Raw genomic sequence first — 19,354 nt, forward strand, 5'->3', positions numbered from 1 at the left:
CATTCTCAGCCTGATCTCGACATCCCCACTGTGTCTGGTCCCATGCCCGACCGGTCGGGCGTTCCCGAGCGCGGCGCGCCAGACACGTCGTCGCTCGTGGCGCCGCTGACATTTCCGAGCGGTCGGCACGCAAACCGCGCGCCGGATGTCAGGTGGCCGAGGCAACGACGCCAGGGCGACGGCTCTTGCCTCCCCGACCACGCGGTACCAGGGTTTTCCCGACATTGCCTGACCGCCGTTGGTCGGGGTGTCCTGGACGCTGGCGACGGGTGACTCTCGCCCGCCCCCGCCAGGCAGGTGTCACACGGCGTGCGTACCGTGGAGATGTGATCCGTCTGATCTCCTGGAACCTCAACAAGCTGGCGCTCTGGCAAGAGCTCGCCACGAGTGGCGCCGACGTCGGCCTGCTGCAGGAAGTGCCTGAGCCGACCGGCGACTTGAAGTCCAAGGTGCTCCCGGGCGGCACCGACACCTGGTCCACGGCCGGATGGGAGAAGCGTCCGTGGCGCACTGCGATCCTGCCGTTGTCCGACCGGATCACACTCGAGCCGATCATCAGCGGGGACATCCACGGCGAAGACCCCAGCGTCTTGCCGATCAGCCGGTCCGGCACCAGCACGGCGGCAAAGGTGTCCGTCGACGGCGCGCCGCGGTTCACCGCTGTCAGCGTGTATGCACCGTGGGAGCGGTACTTCGGCAAGGAGTCGCCCATGTGGGCGGACGGCTCAGCGCACCGAGTCCTCTCTGACCTCGCTCCGCTGCTGTGGAACCAGCGGCGCGAACCAGTCGTCGTGTCAGGCGACTGGAACATCCTGTACGGCTACGGGGAGAACGGAGCGGCGTACAACAAGGCGCGCTACGACACCGTGTTCGCACGAGCCGAGGCGTTGGAGCTGACGTTCCTCGGGCCTCAACACCCTGCCGGGCGACAGGCGGAACCCTGGCCCGACGAGCTTCCGAAGGACAGCAAGTGTGTTCCGACCTACCACCACAGTCGTCAGAACCCGGCGACCGCCACGCGGCAGCTCGACTTCGTGTTCGCGTCGAAGTTCATCGCCGACCGCGTCAGCGCCAGAGCGCTCAACGACCCTGAGGAGTGGGGGCCCAGCGACCATTGCAGGATCGTCATCGACGTCGAGCTCTGATCTGAGGTGGCACCGCCGCTCTACGGTGGGCGACTCCGACCAGACGGTGCCGTTCACCTTCGAGGGCGCCGGCAGCCGCCGGGAGGAGCGGCACGGGGCCGGCGCACCGACGTGGCCGAGGGAGACGAGCGCCGGCTCATGGTGCCCACCGACCACGGGCGGGCCTCGAGCCGCACGTCCCCCGACCATCCCCGCCCGCCCGAGGCGGCGGCGGTACCGTCGCTCGCCGTGAAGACGTGGGACCCGTGGGCCGGGCTGCTGGCCGGCCCACTCGACGGCCCGGCGAAGCCGAAGGTCGCCTACCCCGAGGTGGCGGCCGTGGCCGGGCTGCGGGCCGCCCACCGGGCGAGCGGCTTCTCCGGGGTGATCGCCCGGCTCGAGCGCGACGGGGTGGTGCTGAGGGGTGTCACCGGCATGGAGCGCGTCTTCCCGTACACGGCGGGCGCCTTCGACGTCGACGGCCGAGCCGTCACGCTCGTGGCGCCCCGGCCCGACCGGGCAGCCGGACCGGCGACCACCGCCTCGGGGTCGTTCACCGTGCAGCGCCGCTCCGCCCGGGTCGCCCGCGCCGGGCGGATCCTGGTCGAGGGCGTGCACGACGCCGAGCTGGTGGAGCGGGTGTGGGGCGACGACCTGCGGGTCGAGGGCGTGGTGGTCGAGCGCCTGGACGGCGTCGACGTCCTCCGCGACGTGGTCGCCCGGTTCCGCCCGGGGCCGGGACGGCGGCTCGGCGTGCTGGTGGACCACCTGGTGGCCGGCTCCAAGGAGGCCCGGCTGGCGGCCGGCGTCGAGGGGCCCGACGTCCTCGTGACCGGCACTCCGTTCGTGGACGTGTGGGAGGCGGTGCGCCCCGCCGCCGTCGGCCTGTCCGCCTGGCCGGCGGTGCCGCGGGGAGAGGACTGGAAGGCCGGGGTGTGCCGGCGGCTCGGCGTCGGCGACCCGCCGCTGATGTGGAGGCGGATCCTGTCGTCGGTACGGTCCTACGCCGACCTCGAGCCGGCGCTGGTCGGCGCCGTCGAGCGGCTCATCGACTTCGTCACCGAGCCCGCCGAGCAGCCCCGGTAGCGGGGCGGCGCCTCAGCGCAGGCCGCCGCCCTCCATCTCGGGCGGCACGAATGCGAGGTCGAGGTCGGCCAGGCGCACCAGCCCGGAGGCGATCCACGCCCCGAGCGGACCGAGGTGGTCGTCCAGGCGGCGGATGTCCTCCAGCACCTCGACACCGAGGGCGACGGTGCCGGCGTAGGAGACCTCGAGCGCGTACTGGGAGGTGTTCGTGCCGGTGTCGACGTGCTGCTCCACCGTCGGGTCGTCGCGCTCCAGGGGCTCGCCGAGGACGGCCGGCCCCTCGGCGGGGAGCACGGAGAGCACGGTCGACACGTCGGGCTGGCGGGCCAGCCGCTGGATGCGCAGCACCACCTCCACGTCGATCTCGGGGGGGTCTTCCCCGGGGTCGCCGATGCGCCACGACCGGTAGGCGGCCTGGCTCCACGCCGACCAGTCGACGGCCAGCTCGGCCTGGACCCGGGGCGGGACGCCCTCGAAGGGCAGCGTGTACGAGGTCTCCCAGGAGACGTCGCCCAGCAGGATGTCGACCTGGAAGCGCTCCTCGACCGCCGAGCGCTGGAGGAGCGCCCCCTCGAGGCCCCGGCGCACGGCGGCGATCGCCTCCACGAACGCGTGGTCGAGCATGCGGGTCGAGGCTACCGTCCCGCGGCGTGGACAATCCGTGGCTGGAGCGCCGGGTCCTGAACTACGCCCACCAGGGGGGCGCCCGGGAGGGCCCGTCGAGCACCCTCCACGCCATGCACCACGCCGTCGCCGGGGGCGCCCACGCCATCGAGCTGGACGTGCACGCCACCGCCGACCGCCAGCTGGTCGTGTGCCACGACGCCACCGTCGACCGCACCACCGAGGGAACGGGCCGGATCGCCGACATGACGCTCGCCCAGGTGCAGGCGCTCGACAACGCCTACTGGTGGGTGCCGGGCACCGTGGTGGACCACGAGGCGGAGCCGTCCGAGTTCCTGCTCAGAGGACGGGCGCCGGGCGACGCCGCCCTGCGCATCCCCACCTTGCGCGAGGTGCTCGAGGAGTTCCCCGGCACGATCCTCAACCTCGACATCAAGCAGACGGCGCCCGAGGTGGAGCCCTACGAGGAGGACGTGGCGCGGCTGCTGCGCGAGTACGGGCGCGCGGACGACGTCATCGTCGCCTCGTTCTCCGACGCCGCCGTGTCGGCCTTCTCTGCCGCCGCGCCGGAGATCGCCACCGCCGCCGCCTCCAACGCCACCGCCGCCTTCTACTTCGCGGCCGTGAACGGCGAGGAGCCCCCGCCCTGCCGGGCGGTGGCCCTCCAGGTGCCGGCGAGCCTCGGTGGCGTCACCGTGGTCGACGAGCGCTTCGTCGCCGCTGCCCACCGGGCCGGCCTCGCCGTCCACGTGTGGACCGTCGACGAGCGCGACGAGATGGAGGCGTTGCTGGCGGCGGGGGTCGACGGGATCATGACCGACCGCCCCAGCCTGCTCGGTGTGGTGCTCGCCGCCACGGGGGCACCCGAGCCGCCGTAACCGGCACGGCTCGGCGGCGGGAAGCGGTGGAGTCAGCGCCCGGCGTTGGGCCGCTTCCCGTGGTTGGCCTTCTTGGTGGCTCGCTGCTTGCGCTTGCTGGTCTTCTTCGACATGGCCTGAGCACCGTAGCGGGCGCAGGTAGCCTCCGCCGAATGGAGCGACTCGGGATCGTCGGCCTGCCCAATGCCGGCAAGTCGGCGCTCTTCAACGCGCTCACCGGCGGCAGCGCGGCGGTGGCGCCCCACCCCTTCTCGACCACGGAGACGAACGTGGGTGTCGCCCAGGTGGCGGACGCCCGCCTCGACGCGCTGTCGGCCATGTCCAGGAGCAGGAAGACGGTGCGGGCCACCGTGGAGCTGGTGGACGTGGCGGGGCTGACCGCCGGGTCGTCCACCGGCGAGGGGATGGGCAACCGGTTCCTGGCCGGCATCCGGGAGACCGACGCCATCTGCCTGGTGCTGCGGGCGTTCGAGGACGACACCGTGCCCGGCGGCTCGGACCCGGTGGACGACCTCGAGGTCCTCGAGCTGGAGCTGGTCCTGGCCGACGCCGCCACGGTCGAGAACCTGGTCGGGCGCCGGCGCAAGGCCGCCAAGAACGACCCGGTGGCGCGCACCGAGGTGGCCGCTCTGGAGGCGGCGGGCGAGGTGCTCGAGGCCGGCACGCCGCTCTACCGGGCGTCGCTGCCCGCCGACGTGATGACCGCCCTCAAGCCGTCGTTCCTCCTCACGGCCAAGCCGGTGCTGGCGGTGGTGAACGTGGGCGAGGACGACGTCGCCGACCTGGACGCGGCGGTCAAGCCGGTGGCCGACGCGCTCGGCGGCAGTGCCGACGTGCTCGGCGTGTGCGTCCAGCTGGAAGCGGAGGCGGCCCGCCTGGACGCCGCCGAGCGGGCCGAGCTGCTCGAAGGCCTCGGCCTGGGGGAGGGCGCTCTCGCCCGGGTGACCCGCGCCGCCTACCACCTGCTCGGCCGGCGCACGTTCCTCACCACCGGCGACAAGGAGTCGCGGGCGTGGACGTTCCGGGCCGGCGCCCGCGCCCCGGAGTGCGCGGGCGTCATCCACTCCGACCTCCAGCGGGGTTTCATCCGGGCCGAGGTGATCCGCTGGGACGAGCTGCTCTCGCTGGGTTCGTGGCACGCCGCCAAGGAGGCGGGCCGGCTGCGGGTGGAGGGCAAGGACTACGAGGTGCTCGACGGCGACGTCCTCGAGATCCGCTTCAACGTGTGAGGGCTCGGGATGGCGTGGCTCCTGCGTGACGGTGAGGTGCTGGCGGCCATCGAGGTGGCCGACGGGTTCGCCGGGCGCTCCCGCGGCCTCCTCGGGCGGGACGGCATCGAGGGGGCCATGCTCATCAGGCCGGCCCGGTCGGTGCACACCGTCGGCATGAGGTTCGCCATCGACGTCGCCTTCTGCGACAAGGACCTGACGGTGGTCGACACCATCACCATGGGCCGGTTCCGGGTGAGCCGGCCCCGCCTGCGCGCCCGGTGCGTGGTGGAGGCCGAGGCCGGTGCCTTCGAGCGATGGGGGCTGAAGCCCGGCGACCGCCTGGAGATCAAGGGTGACGGGTGACGGGTGAGGCCGCGCTGGTCGTGGTCGGCACGCCGCTGGGCAACCTGGGGGACCTGAGCCCGAGGGCGGTGGAGGCGCTGGCCGGCGCCGACGTCATCGCCTGCGAGGACACCCGCCGGACCCGCGCCCTGCTCACGGCGGCCGGCGTCACCGGCCGGCGCCTCGTCGCCGTGCACGAGCACAACGAGGCCCAGCGGGCGGAGGAGATCACGGCCCTGGTGCGCGACGGGTCCCGGGTGGCGCTGGTCACCGACGCCGGCATGCCCTCCATCTCGGACCCCGGCCAGCGGGTGGTGGCGGCGGTGGCTGCCGAGGGGCTGCCGGTGGACGTCGTGCCGGGCCCGTCGGCGGTGGTCGCCGCGCTGGTGGCGAGCGGGCTGCCCTGCGAGCGGTTCGTGTTCGAGGGGTTCCTGCCCCGCACGGGCTCACCCCGGCGTCGGCGGCTGGCGGCGCTGGCGGGCGAGCCGCGCACGGTGGTGCTGTACGAGGCGCCGCACCGCGTGCGCGAGACGGTGGCCGACCTGGCGGCCGCGTGCGGCGACGGCCGGCCGGTGGCGCTGGCGCGCGAGCTCACCAAGCTGCACGAGGAGGTGTGGCGGGGCACCCTCGGCGAGGCCGTCGCCGACCTTTCCGACCGGGCGCCGCGAGGTGAGTACGTGGTGGTGGTGGGCGGCGCCCCGCCGCCCGCCGACGCGTCCGACGAGGAGATCGCGGAGGCGCTGGTGGACCGGATGGCGGCGGGCGACGACCGGCGGGCGGCGGTGGCCGCCGTGGCGTCAGACCTGGCCGTCGCCAAGCGGCGCGTCTACGAGCTGGCGCGCCGGCTGCCCGGCCACTAGGTCGTGCCAGCACGACCCGCACACCTGCTTGTCGCGGTACGGCCGCAGCCCGCCGGCGTCGCCGCAGAACACGCAGCGGGCCTCGATCTTGCGCAGGAGGATCGACGCGCCGTCCACCGCGATCTCGAGCTCGTCGCCCGGGCGGATCCCGAACATGCGCCGCATCTCGACCGGCAGGACGATCCGCCCGAGGTCGTCCACCTTGCGTGCCATCCCGGTCGAAACCATCGAGCCTCCCCCGCTGCCGTCTATAGCCTAGGCACGTGGGCCGTTTCTATGCGACGACGCCGATCTACTACGTCAACGACGCGCCCCACATCGGCCACGCGTACTCCACGGTCACCGCCGATGCCCTCTGCCGCTGGCACCGGCTGGTGGGCGACGAGGTGTTCTTCCTCACCGGGACCGACGAGCACGGGCTGAACGTCGCCCGCAAGGCGGCCGAGAACGGGCTGTCGCCCCAGGAGCAGGCGGACCGGACGAGCGAGCGCTTCCGTGATGCGTGGAAGCTGCTCGACATCTCCTACGACGACTTCATCCGCACGACGGAGGAGCGCCACCACCGCGCCGTCCGGGCCTTCCTCCAGCGCATCTACGACAACGGCGACATCGAGCTCGGCACCTACCAGGGCCCGTACTGCGTGTCGTGCGAGGCCTATTACAACGAGGGCGAGCTGGTCGACGGCGGCTGCCCGGTGCACCTCCGCCCGGTGGAGATGTTCGAGGAGGAGAACTGGTTCTTCAAGCTGAGCCGGTACCAGCAGGCGCTCCTCGACTGGTACGAGGCGCACCCCGACGCGGTCACGCCGGAGTCGAAGCGGAACGAGGCGCTGGGCCTCATCCGCCAGGGGCTCCAGGACGTGTCCATCACCCGCACGTCGCTCGACTGGGGCGTGCAGGTGCCGTGGGCGCCGGGCCACGTCTTCTACGTCTGGTACGACGCGCTCATCAACTACGCCACGGCCATCGGCTACGGCGAGGACGACGAGCGGTTCCGGGCGTGGTGGCCCGCCGTGCACCACCTGATCGGCAAGGACATCGTGCGGTTCCACTGCGTGTACTGGCCGGCCATGCTGCTGGCCGCCGGGCTCGATCCTCCCGCCCACATCCACGTCCACGGGTACCTGCTGGTGGGCGGCGAGAAGATGTCGAAGACTCGGCTCAACGCCATCGCCCCCGCCGACCTGGTGGAGGAGTTCGGTGTCGACGCCTTCCGCTACCACTTCCTGCGCGACACCCCGTTCGGCCCGGACGGCGAGTTCTCGTACGAGGGCATGGTCTCCCGCTACAACGCCGACCTGGCCAACAACCTCGGGAACCTGCTGTCGCGCGTCTCGACGGTGGTCAACGGCAAGTGCGGCGGTGTCGGGCCGGCCCCCGCCGCCGGCAGCACCCTGGCGCCGGTGGCCGCCGCCGCCTTCGCCGACGCGGCGCGGGCGTGGGAGCGGGTGGCGCCCAGCGAGGCGCTGGACGCCACGTGGCGGCTCATCCGCGAGACCAACGCCCACCTCGAGGCCAACGAGCCGTGGAAGGCGCAGCCCGGGCCCGAGGTCGACGCCGTGCTGGGCGACGCCCTCGAGGCGCTGCGCATCGTCGCCGTGCTCGCCACCCCGGCCATGCCGGCTGCGTGCGCCGAGGTGTGGCGGCGCATCGGCCTGCCGGGCGTGCCGGGCGACGAGCACCTGCCCCGGGCGGCGGCGTGGGGGGGCTACCCGGGTGGGCTCCCGGTGGAGAAGGGCCCGCCCCTGTTCCCCCGCAAGTGACGCTCTCGGCGAGGAGACCGGGGTCGGGGCCCCGGGCCGGGCTGATGGCGTCGACGGCGCCGGACGGGGCTGGGGCCCCCGTCTCGGCGAGGAGGCCGGGGTCGGGGCCCCGGCCGGGCTGATGGCATGGACCGACAGCCACTGCCACGTCCCGTTCGAGGGCCTCGGGGCGGACCCGGCCCAGGTGGTCGCGGACGCCCGGCGGGCGGGCGTCACGCGGCTGGTCGACGTGGGCACCGACGCCGCGCAGTCGGCGGCCGCCATCGCGGTGGCGCAGGCCCACGACGGCGTGTGGGCGACGGTCGGCCTCCACCCCCACGACGCCAAGCTGGGCGTTGACACCATCGTCCCCCTGCTCGGCGAGGCCAAGGTGGTGGCCGTCGGCGAGTGCGGCCTCGACTACCACTACGACCACTCGCCCCGCCCCGCGCAACGGGAGGCGTTCGCCGCCCAGATCGCCCTGGCGCACGAGCGGGGCCTGGCCCTGGTGATCCACACCCGCCAGGCGTGGGACGACACCTTCGACCTGCTGGCCGCCGAGGGGGCCCCCGCCCGCACCGTCTTCCACTGCTTCACCGGCGGCCCCACCGAGGCGCGCCGGGCGCTCGACGTCGGCGCCTTCCTGTCGTTCAGCGGCATCGTCACGTTCAAGGCGGCCGACGACCTGCGCGCCGCGGCGGCCCTCTGCCCGCTGGACCGGCTCCTGGTGGAGACCGACTCGCCGTTCCTCGCCCCGGTTCCCCACCGCGGGAAGCCCAACCGGCCCGAGCTGTTGCCCGTGGTGGGCGCCGCCGTGGCGTCGGCCAGGGCGGTCGCCGTCGAGGAGGTCGAGGCGGTCACCTGGGACAACGCCGGACGGGTCTTCGGCCTTTAGCGGTCCGCAACCCCCGCTTGCGCCCGGTAGCCCCTTGTCGGCCCGCCGAAGTTGCGGTAGCTGTCGGCTCCACCTAGGGTCCCCCCAGCGCCACAAGGGGAGGACCTGAGGCTGGAACATGCTCAGGTGAGGCGGGTTGTGGTTGCCCTGCTGCTGTGTTCCGGGCTTCTGCTGATTCCCGCGCTCATCGCACGAACCAATCGAGAGTCGCCCGCTCCAGGGGCCGGGGCCACCCGGCTGAGCGCCGCTGACCTCGAGCGCCCGGGCTCGTCGCGGGCGGCGCGCGACGCCGGTGCCAGGCCGCCGATCTCGTTGCCGGTGACCGCGCCGTCGACCATCGCCGTCCCCGTCCCGCTGGCGGTGAAGGCGCCGACGACCACGGAGGCACGAGCGGCGACGACCACCACGGTCAAGCCGACGACGACGACGCACACGCACGCCCCGGCGACCACGACGACGGTCAAGCCCACGACCACCACCCACACCCACGCCCCGGCCACCACGACCACGGCCAAGCCCGCGACCACGACCACGACGGCCGCCCAGTTCGTGGCCGGCCAGGAGGTGGGCAAGGCGTCGTGGTACGTGGCGGCCGCCCCGGGCACGTGCGCACACCGCACGATCCCCAAGGGGACCCGGGTGCGGGTGACGCACCTGGCGAGCGGCAGGTCGGTCATCTGCACCGTGGCGGACCGCGGCCCGTACATCGACGGGCGGGTCGTCGACCTGTCGGAGGTGGACTTCGCCCAGCTCACCGGCTCGCACGAAGGCGTGGTGGACGTCAAGATCGAGTGGTGAGGCCCCGTCCCCCCCGGCGCCCGGCGGGCCCCCGCGCCGGGTGACGCTCACGCGGCGGGAGGTCGCCGATCTCCTCCGCCGCAGCGGGATCCGCCCCAGCCGGGCGCTGGGCCAGAACTTCGTGGTCGACCCCAACACGGTGCGCCGCATCGCCCGCCTGGCGGCCGTCGGGCCCGGCGACCGGGTGGTCGAGATCGGCGCCGGCCTGGGGTCGCTCACCCTGGCGCTGGCCGAGACGGGCGCATCGGTCGTCGCCGTCGAGCTGGACCGTTACGTGGTGCCGGTGCTGCGCGAGGTCGTGGAGCGGGCGGGCGTCCGGGTGGTCGAGGCGGACGCCCTGCGCCTCGACTGGGCGGAGCTGCTCGGAGACGGCGGAGCATGGGTGCTCGTCGCCAACCTGCCCTACAACGTGGCGACGCCACTGGTCCTCACCCTCCTCGAGCGGGCGCCCATGATCGGTCGGATGCTGGTGATGGTGCAGCGGGAGGCGGGCGAGCGCCTGGCCGCCGGGCCGGGCGAGGAGGCGTACGGGGCGGTGTCGGTGAAGGTGGCGTACCGGGCCGAGGCCCGGCTGGTGGGCCGGGTGCCGCCGACGGTGTTCGTACCGCAACCGAAGGTCGAGTCGGTCCTGGTGTCGGTCACGCGGCGGCCCGAGCCGGCGGTGGCGGTGGACGAGGCGCGGCTGTTCGCGCTCGTCGAGGCGGGCTTCGCCCACCGGCGCAAGATGCTGCGCCGGGCGCTGGCCGGGGTGGTCGACGACCGGGTGTTCGCGGCCGCCGCCATCCGGCCCGAGGCGCGGGCCGAGGAGCTCGGCGTCGAGGCATGGGGGAGGCTGACCGAGTGCGCGACCGCCGCCGGGCCCTCGCCAAGCTGACCCTGACGCTGCGCGTCACCGGCCGCCGGGGTGACGGCTACCACCTGCTCGACTCGGTCATGACCACGATCGACCTGGCCGACGTCCTCGAGTTCTCGGACGGCGACGGGGTGGAGGTGGTCGGCGCCGACCTGCCGGCGGACGACCTGGTCACCCGCGCCCTGCGGGCGGTGGGGCGGCGGGCGGCGGTGCGGCTCGAGAAGCGGATCCCGGTGGGCGGCGGCCTCGGGGGCGGCTCGGCCGACGCGGCCGCCGTCCTGCGCTGGGCGGGCTGCTCCGACCCGGCGGTGGCCGTCGCCCTGGGAGCCGACGTCCCGTTCTGCCTGGTGGGCGGGCGGGCGCGGGTGACGGGAGTGGGCGAGGTCGTCGAGCCCCTCCCGTTCGTGGAGGCGGCGTACACCCTCCTCACACCGCCGCTGCACGTGTCGACGCCCGCCGTCTACGCGGCGTGGGACGACCTCGGGGGGCCGACCGCCGACGGCCCCAACGACCTGGAGCCGGCCGCCCTGCGGGTCGAGCCCCGCCTGGCGGCGTGGCGCGACGCGCTGGGGGACGCCACGGAGTGCGTGCCGGTCCTCGCCGGGAGCGGCGGCACCTGGTTCGTCGAAGGGGCCTTCCCCGACGTGCGCGGTGCGGTCGTGACGCGGACCGAGCGTCCCTAGTCGGGACGGTCGGCAGGGGCGGTGTCCGGGGGAGCCGTCGCTACTTGCCGGCCCGCCGTTGCCAGCGGGTGGCCTTCAGCATCTTCTTGTGCTTCTTCTTCCGCATCCGCTTGCGGCGCTTCTTTATCAGTGAGCCCATGCCGGGGAGGACAGTAGCCTCGATGGAGGGATGGCGGGTAGTTCAACTGGCAGAACGCCGGACTTTGGATCCGGAGGTCGCAGGTTCGATCCCTGCCCCGCCAACGGGCCGTCGCGGTAGAAAGGAACCATGAACCGTCCGCTCTCCGCCGTCGTGCTGGCCGCCGGGGAGGGCACCCGCATGAAGTCGTCGAGGCCCAAGCCGGTGCACCTCCTCTGCGGGAGGCCCATGGTCCTGCACGTGATCGACTCCCTCGGCGCCGTCCCCGTCGACCGGGCCGTGGTGGTCGTCGGGCACGGCGCCGAGCGGGTCACCAAGGCGCTGCTCGAGGAGGCGCCGGCCCGCCTCCGCATCGACTTCGTGGAGCAGCGGGTGCAGCGGGGGACGGGCGACGCCGCGTCGGTGGCGCTCACCGCCTTCCCCGACGACGATGCGGACGACGGCGAGATCGTCGTCCTGCCCGGCGACACGCCGCTGCTGCGGCCGTCGACGGTGGCCGACCTGCTCGCCCGCCACCGCGAGAAGAACGCGGCGGCCACCCTGCTCACCACCCGCATGGCCGACCCCACCGGTTACGGGCGCGTCGTGAGGGACAAGAACGACCGGGTCGCCCGCATCGTCGAGGAGGCCGACGCCACCCCCGAGGAACGGGCAATCGACGAGGTCAACACGTCGATCTACTGCTTCCGCCGCAGCGTGCTGGCGCCCGCCCTCCGGCGGCTGAGCCCCGAGAACGCCCAGGGCGAGTACTACCTGACCGACGTGATCGAGGTGCTGCACGACGCCGGCTACCCGGTGTTCTCCCTGCTCGCCGGCGACCCGCTGGAGGCGGCCGGCGTCAACGACCGGGCCCAGCTGGCCGTGGCGGAGGCCGAGCTGCGCAACCGGACCAACCGCATGTGGCTGGAGCGGGGCGTCACCATGCTCGACCCGGCTCGCACGTACATCGACGCCACCGTCGAGCTGGGCACCGACGTCACCCTCTTCCCGGGCACCGTGCTCCAGGGCCGGACGGTCGTGGCCGCCGGGGCCCAGCTGGGCCCGGACTGCCGGCTGGTGGACTGCGCCGTGGCCGAGGGCGCGGTGGTGGAGCACACCGTCGGCCGCCAGGCCGAGATCGGGGCGGACGCCCGGGTCGGCCCGTTCGCGTCGCTGGCGCCCGGGTCCCGGGTCGAGCCGGGGACGGTCACCGGGCCGTTCTTCTCGGCCGTCCCGCACGTGCAGGAGCGCCCGTGACGACGCTCGAGGTCGTCCCCACCAAGCGGCTCGAGCTCTACTCGGGGCGGGCCCACCGGTCCCTGGCCGAGGAGATCGCCGCCCACCTCGGCGTGCGCCTGGGCGAGCCGAACCTGCGGCAGTTCCCGAACGGCGAGATCCACTGCCGGTTCAACGAGTCGGTGCGGGGCGCCGACGTGTTCATCATCCAGACCCACTCGGGCCCGGTGAACGACTCGATCATGGAGCAGTGCATCATGATCGACGCCGCCAAGCGGGCGTCGGCCAAGCGGGTCACCGCAGTCTGCCCCTACTACGGGTACTCCCGCCAGGACCGCAAGGCCGAGGGCCGCGAGCCGATCACCGCCAAGCTCGTCTCCGATCTCCTGCAGGCGGCGGGCGCCAACCGGGTGGTGAGCGTCGACCTCCACTCGGGGCAGATCCAGGGATTCTTCGACGGGCCCGTCGACCACCTCACGGCCATGCCCGTGCAGGTGGAGTACCTGCTCGGCCACGATCCCGAGGGCATGGTGATCGTGGCGCCCGACGCCGGCCGGGTGAAGGTGGCGGAGAAGTTCGCCCAGCGCCTGCGCGCCGACCTGGCCATCGTCCACAAGAAGCGGTCCTCCGGGGTGGTGGAGGCGCGCGAGGTCATCGGCGACGTGGCCGGGCGGCGGTGCGTCCTCATCGACGACATGATCGACACGGCCGGCACCATCGTGGCGGCCGCCGAGATCCTCACCAGCCGGGGCGCCGGCGAGGTGTGGGCCATGGCCACCCACGGGGTCCTCTCCGACCCCGCCGTCGACCGCCTGAAGAACTCGCCCATCGCCCGGGTGGTGGTCACCAACACCCTCCCGGTGCCCCCCGAGAAGCAGATCGACAAGCTGGAGGTGCTCTCGGTCGCCGGGATCATCGCCGACGCCCTCGACGCCGTGTTCGAGGATGCCTCCGTGTCCGACATCTTCGGCGGCGACAACCAGTCGTGAACGACGGCCCCCGAGGGGCCGAGGCGAGCGACCAGCACGGCACGGAGCCGCTCGGTGCCGCCCGGGGGTTGGGCGGATGCTGGTGCCGCACGGACGGTCGGTAGACTCCCGGGATGGCCGAGATCACCCTTTCCGCCGACAGCGGGCGCGCCCTGGGGTCGCGCTCGTCGGGCCGCCTCCGCGCCGCCGGCAAGATCCCCGGCGTGGTGTACGGGCACGGCATCGAGCCGCTGCCCGTCGCCGTGGACGCCCGCGCCCTGCGCGCCGCCCTCACCACCGACTCGGGGCTGAACGCCCTGCTCAACATCGAGGTGGACGGGGCGTCGCACCTCACCCTGGCACGCGAGCTCCAGCGTCACCCCGTGCGCCACACCGTCGTGCACGTCGACTTCCAGGTCGTGCGCCGCGACGAGGTGATCTCCGCCGAGGTCCCCCTGGCGCTGGTCGGCGAGGCCGAGAAGGTGCACCGGGGCGACGGGGTGGTGGAGCAGCAGCTGTTCGGCCTCACGGTGCACGCCGTGCCGGCGCGGATCCCCAACAGCATCGAGATCGACATCAGCGGGCTGGCCATCGGCGACACCGTGCGCGTCGGCGACCTGCCCCTGCCGTCGGGCGTCACCACCGACACCGACCCGGAGGTGACGGTCGTGGTCGCCCAGCCGCCTCAGGTGTCCGACGCCGACCTGATGACCGAGGCCGAGCAGGAGGCCGCCCAGGAGGCCGAGGCCGCCCAGGCCGAGGCCGAGGCCGAGGGTGGCGAGGCACCCACCGCGGCGTCCGAGGGCGGCGAGGGCTAGCACCTGGCCGGGCCCCGAACGGGCACCCCCGCCGACCTCCTGGCCGTCGGCCTGGGCAACCCGGGCACGCAGTACGCCGGTACCCGCCACAACGCCGGGGCCGACGTCGTCGCCCTCCTGGCCGCCCGCCACGGCGGCCGGTTGCGCAAGGGCCGGGAGCTGGCGCTGGTCGACGAGGTGCGGGTGGGCGGCCGCCGCCTGGCCCTGGCCTTCCCGCAGACGTACATGAACGAGTCGGGCATGGCGGTGGCGCCCCTCGTCCGCCGCTTCGGCATCGACGACCTCACCCGGCTGGTGGTGGTCCACGACGAGCTGGACCTGCCGGTCGGCCGCATCCGGGTCAAGGTGGGCGGCGGGCTGGCCGGCCACAACGGGCTGAAGTCGATCAAGGCCCACCTGCACACCGACGCCTTCTGCCGGGTGCGCATCGGCATCGGCAAGCCGCCGGGCCGGCGCCAGGGCGTGGACCACGTGCTGCGGGCGCCGGGCAAGGCGGAGCGCGAGCTGCTGGCCGTCGCCGTGGAGGAGGCGGCCGACGCCGTCGAGGCCGTCCTGGCCGAGGGCCCGGCGGCCGCCATGAACCGCTTCAACGCCGCCCCCGCCTGATTCACCTCGCGCCGGCGCGCCAGCAGGTGGCGCTCAATCGCGAGGTGAGCGCATGGCGTGGGCCGCCGTAGCCTTGTCCCGGTGAGCCTGCGGTCCCTCCCGTCGCTGCTGCGCGCCGATCCGACCCTCACCGCCGTGGCCGGACGGAGGACGGCGGTGCTGGCCGTCCCCCAGCCGGCCCGGGCGTTCACGGTCGCCGGGCTGGCCCAGCTGTCCGACCGCCACCCCCTGGTGGTGGCGCTGCCCACGGCGACCGACGCCGAGCGGCTGGCGGCCGACGTGCGGGCCTTCCTGGGCGACGACTCGGTCGACACCTTCCCGGCGTGGGAGACGCTCCCCTTCGAGCGGGTGAGCCCCAGCGTGGAGACCATGGGCCGGCGCCTGCGGGCCATGTGGCGGCTGCGCAACCCGGACCGCATGCCCCGGGTCCTCGTGGCGCCGGTCAAGGCGCTGGTCCAGCGGCTCGGGCCCCACGTGGAGGCGGCCGAGCCCGTCGTCCTGGCGCCCGGCGACCGGGTCGATCCCGAGGAGCTGGTCGCCCGCCTGGTGGGCGCCGGCTACCGGCGGGAGTACCAGGTCGAGCACCGGGGGGAGGTCGCCGTGCGGGGCTCGATCGTCGACGTGTTCCCGTCCACCGCCGACGTCCCCGTCCGCGTCGACCTGTGGGGCGACGAGGTCGACCGCCTCACCGAGTTCGCGGTGGCCGACCAGCGCTCGACGGCCGACGTGGAGGGGGTCGAGATCTTCGCCTGCCGGGAGCTGCTGCCCACACCCGAGGTGCGGGAGCGGGCGGCCCGGCTGGTGGGCGCCGAGCCGTGGGGCCGCGAGCAGTGGGAGCGGCTGGCCGAGGGCCTGGTGTTCGACGGCATGGAGTCGTGGCTGCCGTGGCTCACCGAGGGCGAGCACCTCCTGCCCGACCTGGTCGAAGAGGACGCCCAGGTGCTGCTGGTCGAGCCTCGCCGCATGCGCGACCGGGCCGCCGAGCTGCTGGACGAGGAGGCCGCCCTGGCCGGCACCCCAGGTGCTGGCCAGGGTGCCGGCGACCGCTCCTTCCCCCCGCTCCACCTGCCCTTTGACCGCCTGCTGGCCCACACCAGGGCGCCGGTGTGGTCGGTCACCGGCACCGCCGAGGGCCCCGGCACGCCGACGCTCGCCGCCACCGGCTGGGACCCCGTGGTGGGCGACGGGTCGCGCCTGGCCAAGCAGCTCACCGACCTGGTGGGCGACGGGTTCCGGGTCGTCGTGGCGGCCGACGGCGAGGGCACGGCGGCCCGCATCACCGGCCGCCTGCGGGACGAGGCGGTGGGCGGCGTCGAGGTGGTGGTGGCGCCCCTGGAGCGGGGGTTCGTCCTGCCGTCGATCAAGCTGGCCGTGCTGGGCGAGAGCGACGTCACCGGCCGCCGCCGCCCCCACCGCCGCCCCCGGGCCCGCCCCCGGGCCAGCGATGGCTTCTTCGACGACCTGGCGCCCGGCGACCACGTCGTTCACCACAGCCACGGCGTCGCCCGCTACGGCGGCATGGTGAAGCGGTCGATGGGCGGCGCCGAGCGCGACTACCTCCTGCTCGAGTACCGCGGCGGCGACAAGCTGTACGTCCCCTCCGACCAGATCGACCTGGTGCGCCCCTACACGGGCGGCGAGTCGCCCACCCTGCACAAGCTGGGCGGGGTGGACTGGGGGCGGAGCAAGGCCAAGGTCCGCTCGGCCGTGCGGGAGATCGCCCAGGAGCTCATCGTCCTGTACCGCCGGCGGGTCACCAGCACGGGCCACGCCTTCGACCCGGACACGCCGTGGCAGCACGAGCTGGAGCAGTCGTTCCCGTACACCGAGACCCCCGACCAGCTGAAGGCCATCGAGGAGGTCAAGGCCGACATGGAGGAGCCGGTCCCGATGGACCGGCTGGTGTGCGGCGACGTGGGCTTCGGCAAGACCGAGGTGGCGCTGCGCGCCGTGTTCAAGGCGGTGCAGGACGGCAAGCAGGCGGCCGTGCTGGTCCCCACCACCCTCCTGGCCCAGCAGCACTACGCCACCTTCTCGGACCGCTTCGCCGGCTACCCGGTGCGCGTCGAGGTCCTGTCCCGCTTCCTGACGGGCCCCCAGGCCAAGAAGGTCACCGACGGCCTGAAGGACGGGACGGTGGACGTGGTGATCGGCACCCACCGCCTCCTGAGCGCAGACATCGTCTTCAAGGACCTCGGCCTGCTGGTGGTGGACGAGGAGCAGCGCTTCGGCGTCAGCCACAAGGAGTCCATCAAGAAGCTGCGGGCCGACGTGGACGTGCTCACGCTCACGGCCACGCCCATCCCCCGGACGCTGGAGATGAGCCTCACCGGCATCCGCGACCTCACCCTGCTCAACACGCCCCCGGCCGACCGCCAGCCCATCCTCACCTACGTCGGCGAGTACGACGAGCGGGCGGTGGCCGAGGCCGTCCGGCGCGAGCTGCTGCGCGAAGGACAGGTCTTCTTCGTGCACAACCGGGTGGCCGACATCGAGCACGTGGCCCGCGACCTGCGCCACCTGGTGCCCGAGGCCCGCATCGCCGTCGCCCACGGCCAAATGGACGAGGGGACGCTGGAGCGGGTCGTGCTCGACTTCTGGGAGGGCGCCTTCGACGTCCTCGTCTGCACCACGATCATCGAGTCCGGGATCGACATGCCCACCGTCAACACGCTGGTGGTCGACCGGGCCGACCTGCTGGGGCTGGGCCAGCTCCACCAGCTCAGGGGCCGGGTGGGGCGGGCCGGCTCCCGGGCGTACGCCTACCTGTTCTTCCCACCCGACCGCTCGCTGTCGGAGCAGGCCTACGAGCGGCTGAGGACGATCGGCGAGCACACCGAGCTGGGGTCGGGCTTCAAGATCGCCATGCGGGACCTGGAGATCCGGGGCGCCGGCAACCTGCTGGGCGCCGACCAGACCGGCCACATCGCGGCGGTCGGCTACGACCTGTACGTGCAGCTGGTGAGCGAGGCGGTGGCCGAGCTCAAGGGCGAGAAGCCCCGCGAGCCGGCCGAGGTCAAGCTCGACCTGCCGGTGACGGCCAACCTGCCGCCCGACTACGTGGCCCGCGAGGACCTGCGCCTGGAGGCGTACCGGCGCCTCTCCACGGTCACCAGCCACGCCGAGGTGGACGACATCCGGGCCGAGTGGCTGGACCGCTACGGCCCCCTGCCCCCGCCGGCCGAGGCCCTCCTGGCCGTCGGGCGCCTCCGCGCCGAGTGCGTGCGCACCGGGGTGCGGGAGGTGAACGTCGCCCGCGACGTCATCCGCCTCAGCCCGCTCGCCCTCAGGACGAGCCAGGCCATCCGCCTCAGGCGGCTGTTCCCGCGGGCCGTGTTCAAGGAGGACCTGCGCCAGCTGGTCGTGCCCGTCGTGCGGGGCGCCGAGCCGGTGGACGCCGTCCTCTCCCTGCTGGGCACGCTCGTCCCCCCGGGCGACGAGAGCCCGGCGGCGGGTGCCACGGCGTAGGATCCCGGCCCGTGAAGCGCCTCGCCGCCCTGGTCGTGGCATCCGTCGCCGTGGTCGGCGGCTGCGGCACCTTCGACACCTACGCGGCCGAGGTGAACGGCCAGCGCATCACCCAGGAGGAGCTCAACCGCGAGCTCGAGGCGATCCTCGAGAACGAGGACTACCTGGAGCAGGTCGACCAGGGCTTCGCCAGCCGCGGCGGGGAGCCGGCCGTCGGCGAGGGGCGGGGCACGTTCAACACGGTGTTCGTGGCCGCCGTGCTCGACCGCCGCATCGGGTTCGAGCTGATCCACCAGGAGGTCGTGCGGCGCAAGATCCCGATCTCGGCCGAGCGGCGCCGGGAGACGCAGGCGAACCTGGAGGAATCGTACGGCAAGGAGATCTTCCGGGCCTTCCCGAAGGGGTACCGGGAGGACCTGGTGCGGATCTTCTCCGAGGTGGCGGCCCTCCAGGAGGCGCTGGGCGAGGCCGAGGTCGACGACGCCGCCGTCCGATCGTTCTACGAGGAGAACCCCGACGCGTTCCAGCAGTCGTGCGTGCGCCACATCCTGGTGGACAGCCAGGCCAAGGCGGCCGAGCTCAAGGCGCGCATCGCCGCCGGCGAGGACTTCGCCGCCGTCGCCATGGCGGAGTCCACCGACAACCAGGTGCCGAACGGCAGCGCCCAGCAGGGCGGCGACCTGGGCTGCGTCGCCCGGGGAAGCCTGGTCCCCGAGTTCGAGGCGGCCATGGACGACCTCGTGCCCGGCCAGGTGAGCGACCCCGTCCAGACCCAGTTCGGCTACCACCTCATCGAGGTGCGCGAGCGCAAGGTGGTCTCGCTGGAGGAGGCCACGCCGCAGATCCGCCAGAGCCTCCAGTCGTCCCGGGCCGATCCGGTGCAGCAGTTCGTCAACCGGGCCCTGGCCGAGGCCGACATCAAGGTGAACCCGCGGTACGGGACGTTCGAGAAGGAGGGGGACAGCCCCGGCGTCAAGGCCCCCAAGCTGCTCGGCGCGCCCACCGAGCCGCAGCTCCCCGAGCCGACCCCCGGGCCTTGACGCT

At 73.7% G+C, this 19,354-nt stretch carries 20 protein-coding genes and 1 tRNA gene; 18 read left to right on the forward strand and 3 right to left on the reverse strand.

Features of this window, described 5'->3' with window-relative positions; translation table 11 throughout:
* Positions 1-326: 326 nt before the first annotated feature.
* Both VM242_02545 and VM242_02550 read left to right on the forward strand, forming a co-directional pair.
* Positions 327-1,145: a hypothetical protein gene (locus VM242_02545; protein ID HVM04028.1), complete on the forward strand. Its 819-nt coding sequence runs from the start codon at positions 327-329 to the stop codon at positions 1,143-1,145.
* Between the two features lie 111 nt (positions 1,146-1,256).
* Entirely contained in the window at positions 1,257-2,210 is a 954-nt protein-coding gene (locus tag VM242_02550; GenBank protein HVM04029.1) for a DUF3097 family protein, read from the forward strand.
* 12 nt (positions 2,211-2,222) lie between these two features.
* Here VM242_02550 and VM242_02555 read toward each other — a convergent pair whose 3' ends face one another.
* Positions 2,223-2,834, reverse strand: coding sequence for a hypothetical protein (locus tag VM242_02555; protein ID HVM04030.1), 612 nt, complete (start codon positions 2,832-2,834; stop codon positions 2,223-2,225).
* Between the two features lie 26 nt (positions 2,835-2,860).
* Between VM242_02555 and VM242_02560 the strand changes: the two genes are divergently transcribed.
* The 4 genes from VM242_02560 to rsmI all read left to right on the forward strand — a co-directional run bounded on the left by VM242_02560 (position 2,861) and on the right by rsmI (position 6,125).
* Complete coding sequence (locus VM242_02560; protein ID HVM04031.1) at positions 2,861-3,712, forward strand: glycerophosphodiester phosphodiesterase; 852 nt, start codon at positions 2,861-2,863, stop codon at positions 3,710-3,712.
* A 152-nt stretch (positions 3,713-3,864) separates the two neighbouring features.
* Positions 3,865-4,941: a redox-regulated ATPase YchF gene (gene ychF / locus VM242_02565; protein HVM04032.1), complete on the forward strand. Its 1,077-nt coding sequence runs from the start codon at positions 3,865-3,867 to the stop codon at positions 4,939-4,941.
* Between the two features lie 9 nt (positions 4,942-4,950).
* Positions 4,951-5,286 carry a DUF192 domain-containing protein gene (locus VM242_02570; protein ID HVM04033.1) on the forward strand — a complete coding sequence of 112 codons (336 nt, stop codon included), beginning with the start codon at positions 4,951-4,953 and terminating at the stop codon, positions 5,284-5,286.
* Complete coding sequence (gene rsmI / locus VM242_02575; protein HVM04034.1) at positions 5,283-6,125, forward strand: 16S rRNA (cytidine(1402)-2'-O)-methyltransferase; 843 nt, start codon at positions 5,283-5,285, stop codon at positions 6,123-6,125. Before VM242_02570 ends, rsmI begins: the two co-directional genes overlap by 4 nt.
* Here the strand turns inward: rsmI and VM242_02580 are convergent.
* A complete protein-coding gene (locus VM242_02580) occupies positions 6,063-6,338 on the reverse strand; it encodes an AbrB/MazE/SpoVT family DNA-binding domain-containing protein (protein HVM04035.1) in 276 nt (91 codons plus the stop codon). The genes rsmI and VM242_02580 overlap by 63 nt on opposite strands.
* A gap of 50 nt (positions 6,339-6,388) precedes the next feature.
* On the opposite strand from VM242_02580, the gene metG reads away from it, so the two are divergent.
* The 5 genes from metG (at position 6,389) to VM242_02605 (ending at position 11,096) form a co-directional block, all read left to right on the forward strand.
* Complete coding sequence (metG, locus tag VM242_02585) at positions 6,389-7,888, forward strand: methionine--tRNA ligase (protein HVM04036.1); 1,500 nt, start codon at positions 6,389-6,391, stop codon at positions 7,886-7,888.
* Between the two features lie 121 nt (positions 7,889-8,009).
* Entirely contained in the window at positions 8,010-8,762 is a 753-nt protein-coding gene (locus tag VM242_02590; protein HVM04037.1) for a TatD family hydrolase, read from the forward strand.
* Between the two features lie 318 nt (positions 8,763-9,080).
* Positions 9,081-9,560: a septal ring lytic transglycosylase RlpA family protein gene (locus VM242_02595; protein ID HVM04038.1), complete on the forward strand. Its 480-nt coding sequence runs from the start codon at positions 9,081-9,083 to the stop codon at positions 9,558-9,560.
* 40 nt (positions 9,561-9,600) lie between these two features.
* Entirely contained in the window at positions 9,601-10,434 is an 834-nt protein-coding gene (gene rsmA / locus VM242_02600) for a 16S rRNA (adenine(1518)-N(6)/adenine(1519)-N(6))-dimethyltransferase RsmA (protein ID HVM04039.1), read from the forward strand.
* Complete coding sequence (locus VM242_02605; GenBank protein HVM04040.1) at positions 10,401-11,096, forward strand: 4-(cytidine 5'-diphospho)-2-C-methyl-D-erythritol kinase; 696 nt, start codon at positions 10,401-10,403, stop codon at positions 11,094-11,096. Before rsmA ends, VM242_02605 begins: the two co-directional genes overlap by 34 nt.
* A gap of 40 nt (positions 11,097-11,136) precedes the next feature.
* On the opposite strand, the gene VM242_02610 is transcribed toward VM242_02605, so the two are convergent.
* Positions 11,137-11,235, reverse strand: a complete 99-nt coding sequence (locus VM242_02610) for an AURKAIP1/COX24 domain-containing protein (GenBank protein HVM04041.1) — start codon at positions 11,233-11,235, stop codon at positions 11,137-11,139.
* A gap of 31 nt (positions 11,236-11,266) precedes the next feature.
* Between VM242_02610 and VM242_02615 the strand changes: the two genes are divergently transcribed.
* The 7 genes from VM242_02615 (at position 11,267) to VM242_02645 (ending at position 19,350) form a co-directional block, all read left to right on the forward strand.
* Positions 11,267-11,339: transfer RNA gene (locus VM242_02615), tRNA-Gln, on the forward strand.
* 25 nt (positions 11,340-11,364) lie between these two features.
* A complete protein-coding gene (locus tag VM242_02620; GenBank protein ID HVM04042.1) occupies positions 11,365-12,471 on the forward strand; it encodes a sugar phosphate nucleotidyltransferase in 1,107 nt (368 codons plus the stop codon).
* Entirely contained in the window at positions 12,468-13,439 is a 972-nt protein-coding gene (locus VM242_02625) for a ribose-phosphate diphosphokinase (GenBank protein ID HVM04043.1), read from the forward strand. The genes VM242_02620 and VM242_02625 overlap by 4 nt, the downstream gene beginning before the upstream one ends.
* 113 nt (positions 13,440-13,552) lie before the next feature.
* On the forward strand, positions 13,553-14,236 hold the full coding sequence (locus VM242_02630; protein ID HVM04044.1) for a 50S ribosomal protein L25: 684 nt from the start codon (positions 13,553-13,555) through the stop codon (positions 14,234-14,236).
* Between the two features lie 51 nt (positions 14,237-14,287).
* Entirely contained in the window at positions 14,288-14,842 is a 555-nt protein-coding gene (pth, locus tag VM242_02635) for an aminoacyl-tRNA hydrolase (GenBank protein HVM04045.1), read from the forward strand.
* Positions 14,843-14,923: 81 nt separating this feature from the next.
* Positions 14,924-18,310 (forward strand): transcription-repair coupling factor, encoded by a 3,387-nt coding sequence (gene mfd / locus VM242_02640; protein ID HVM04046.1) that lies wholly within the window; start codon positions 14,924-14,926, stop codon positions 18,308-18,310.
* 11 nt (positions 18,311-18,321) lie between these two features.
* Complete coding sequence (locus VM242_02645) at positions 18,322-19,350, forward strand: peptidylprolyl isomerase (GenBank protein HVM04047.1); 1,029 nt, start codon at positions 18,322-18,324, stop codon at positions 19,348-19,350.
* Positions 19,351-19,354: the final 4 nt, after the last annotated feature.

The organism is Acidimicrobiales bacterium, from assembly GCA_035540975.1.
Classification (GTDB): Bacteria; Actinomycetota; Acidimicrobiia; order Acidimicrobiales.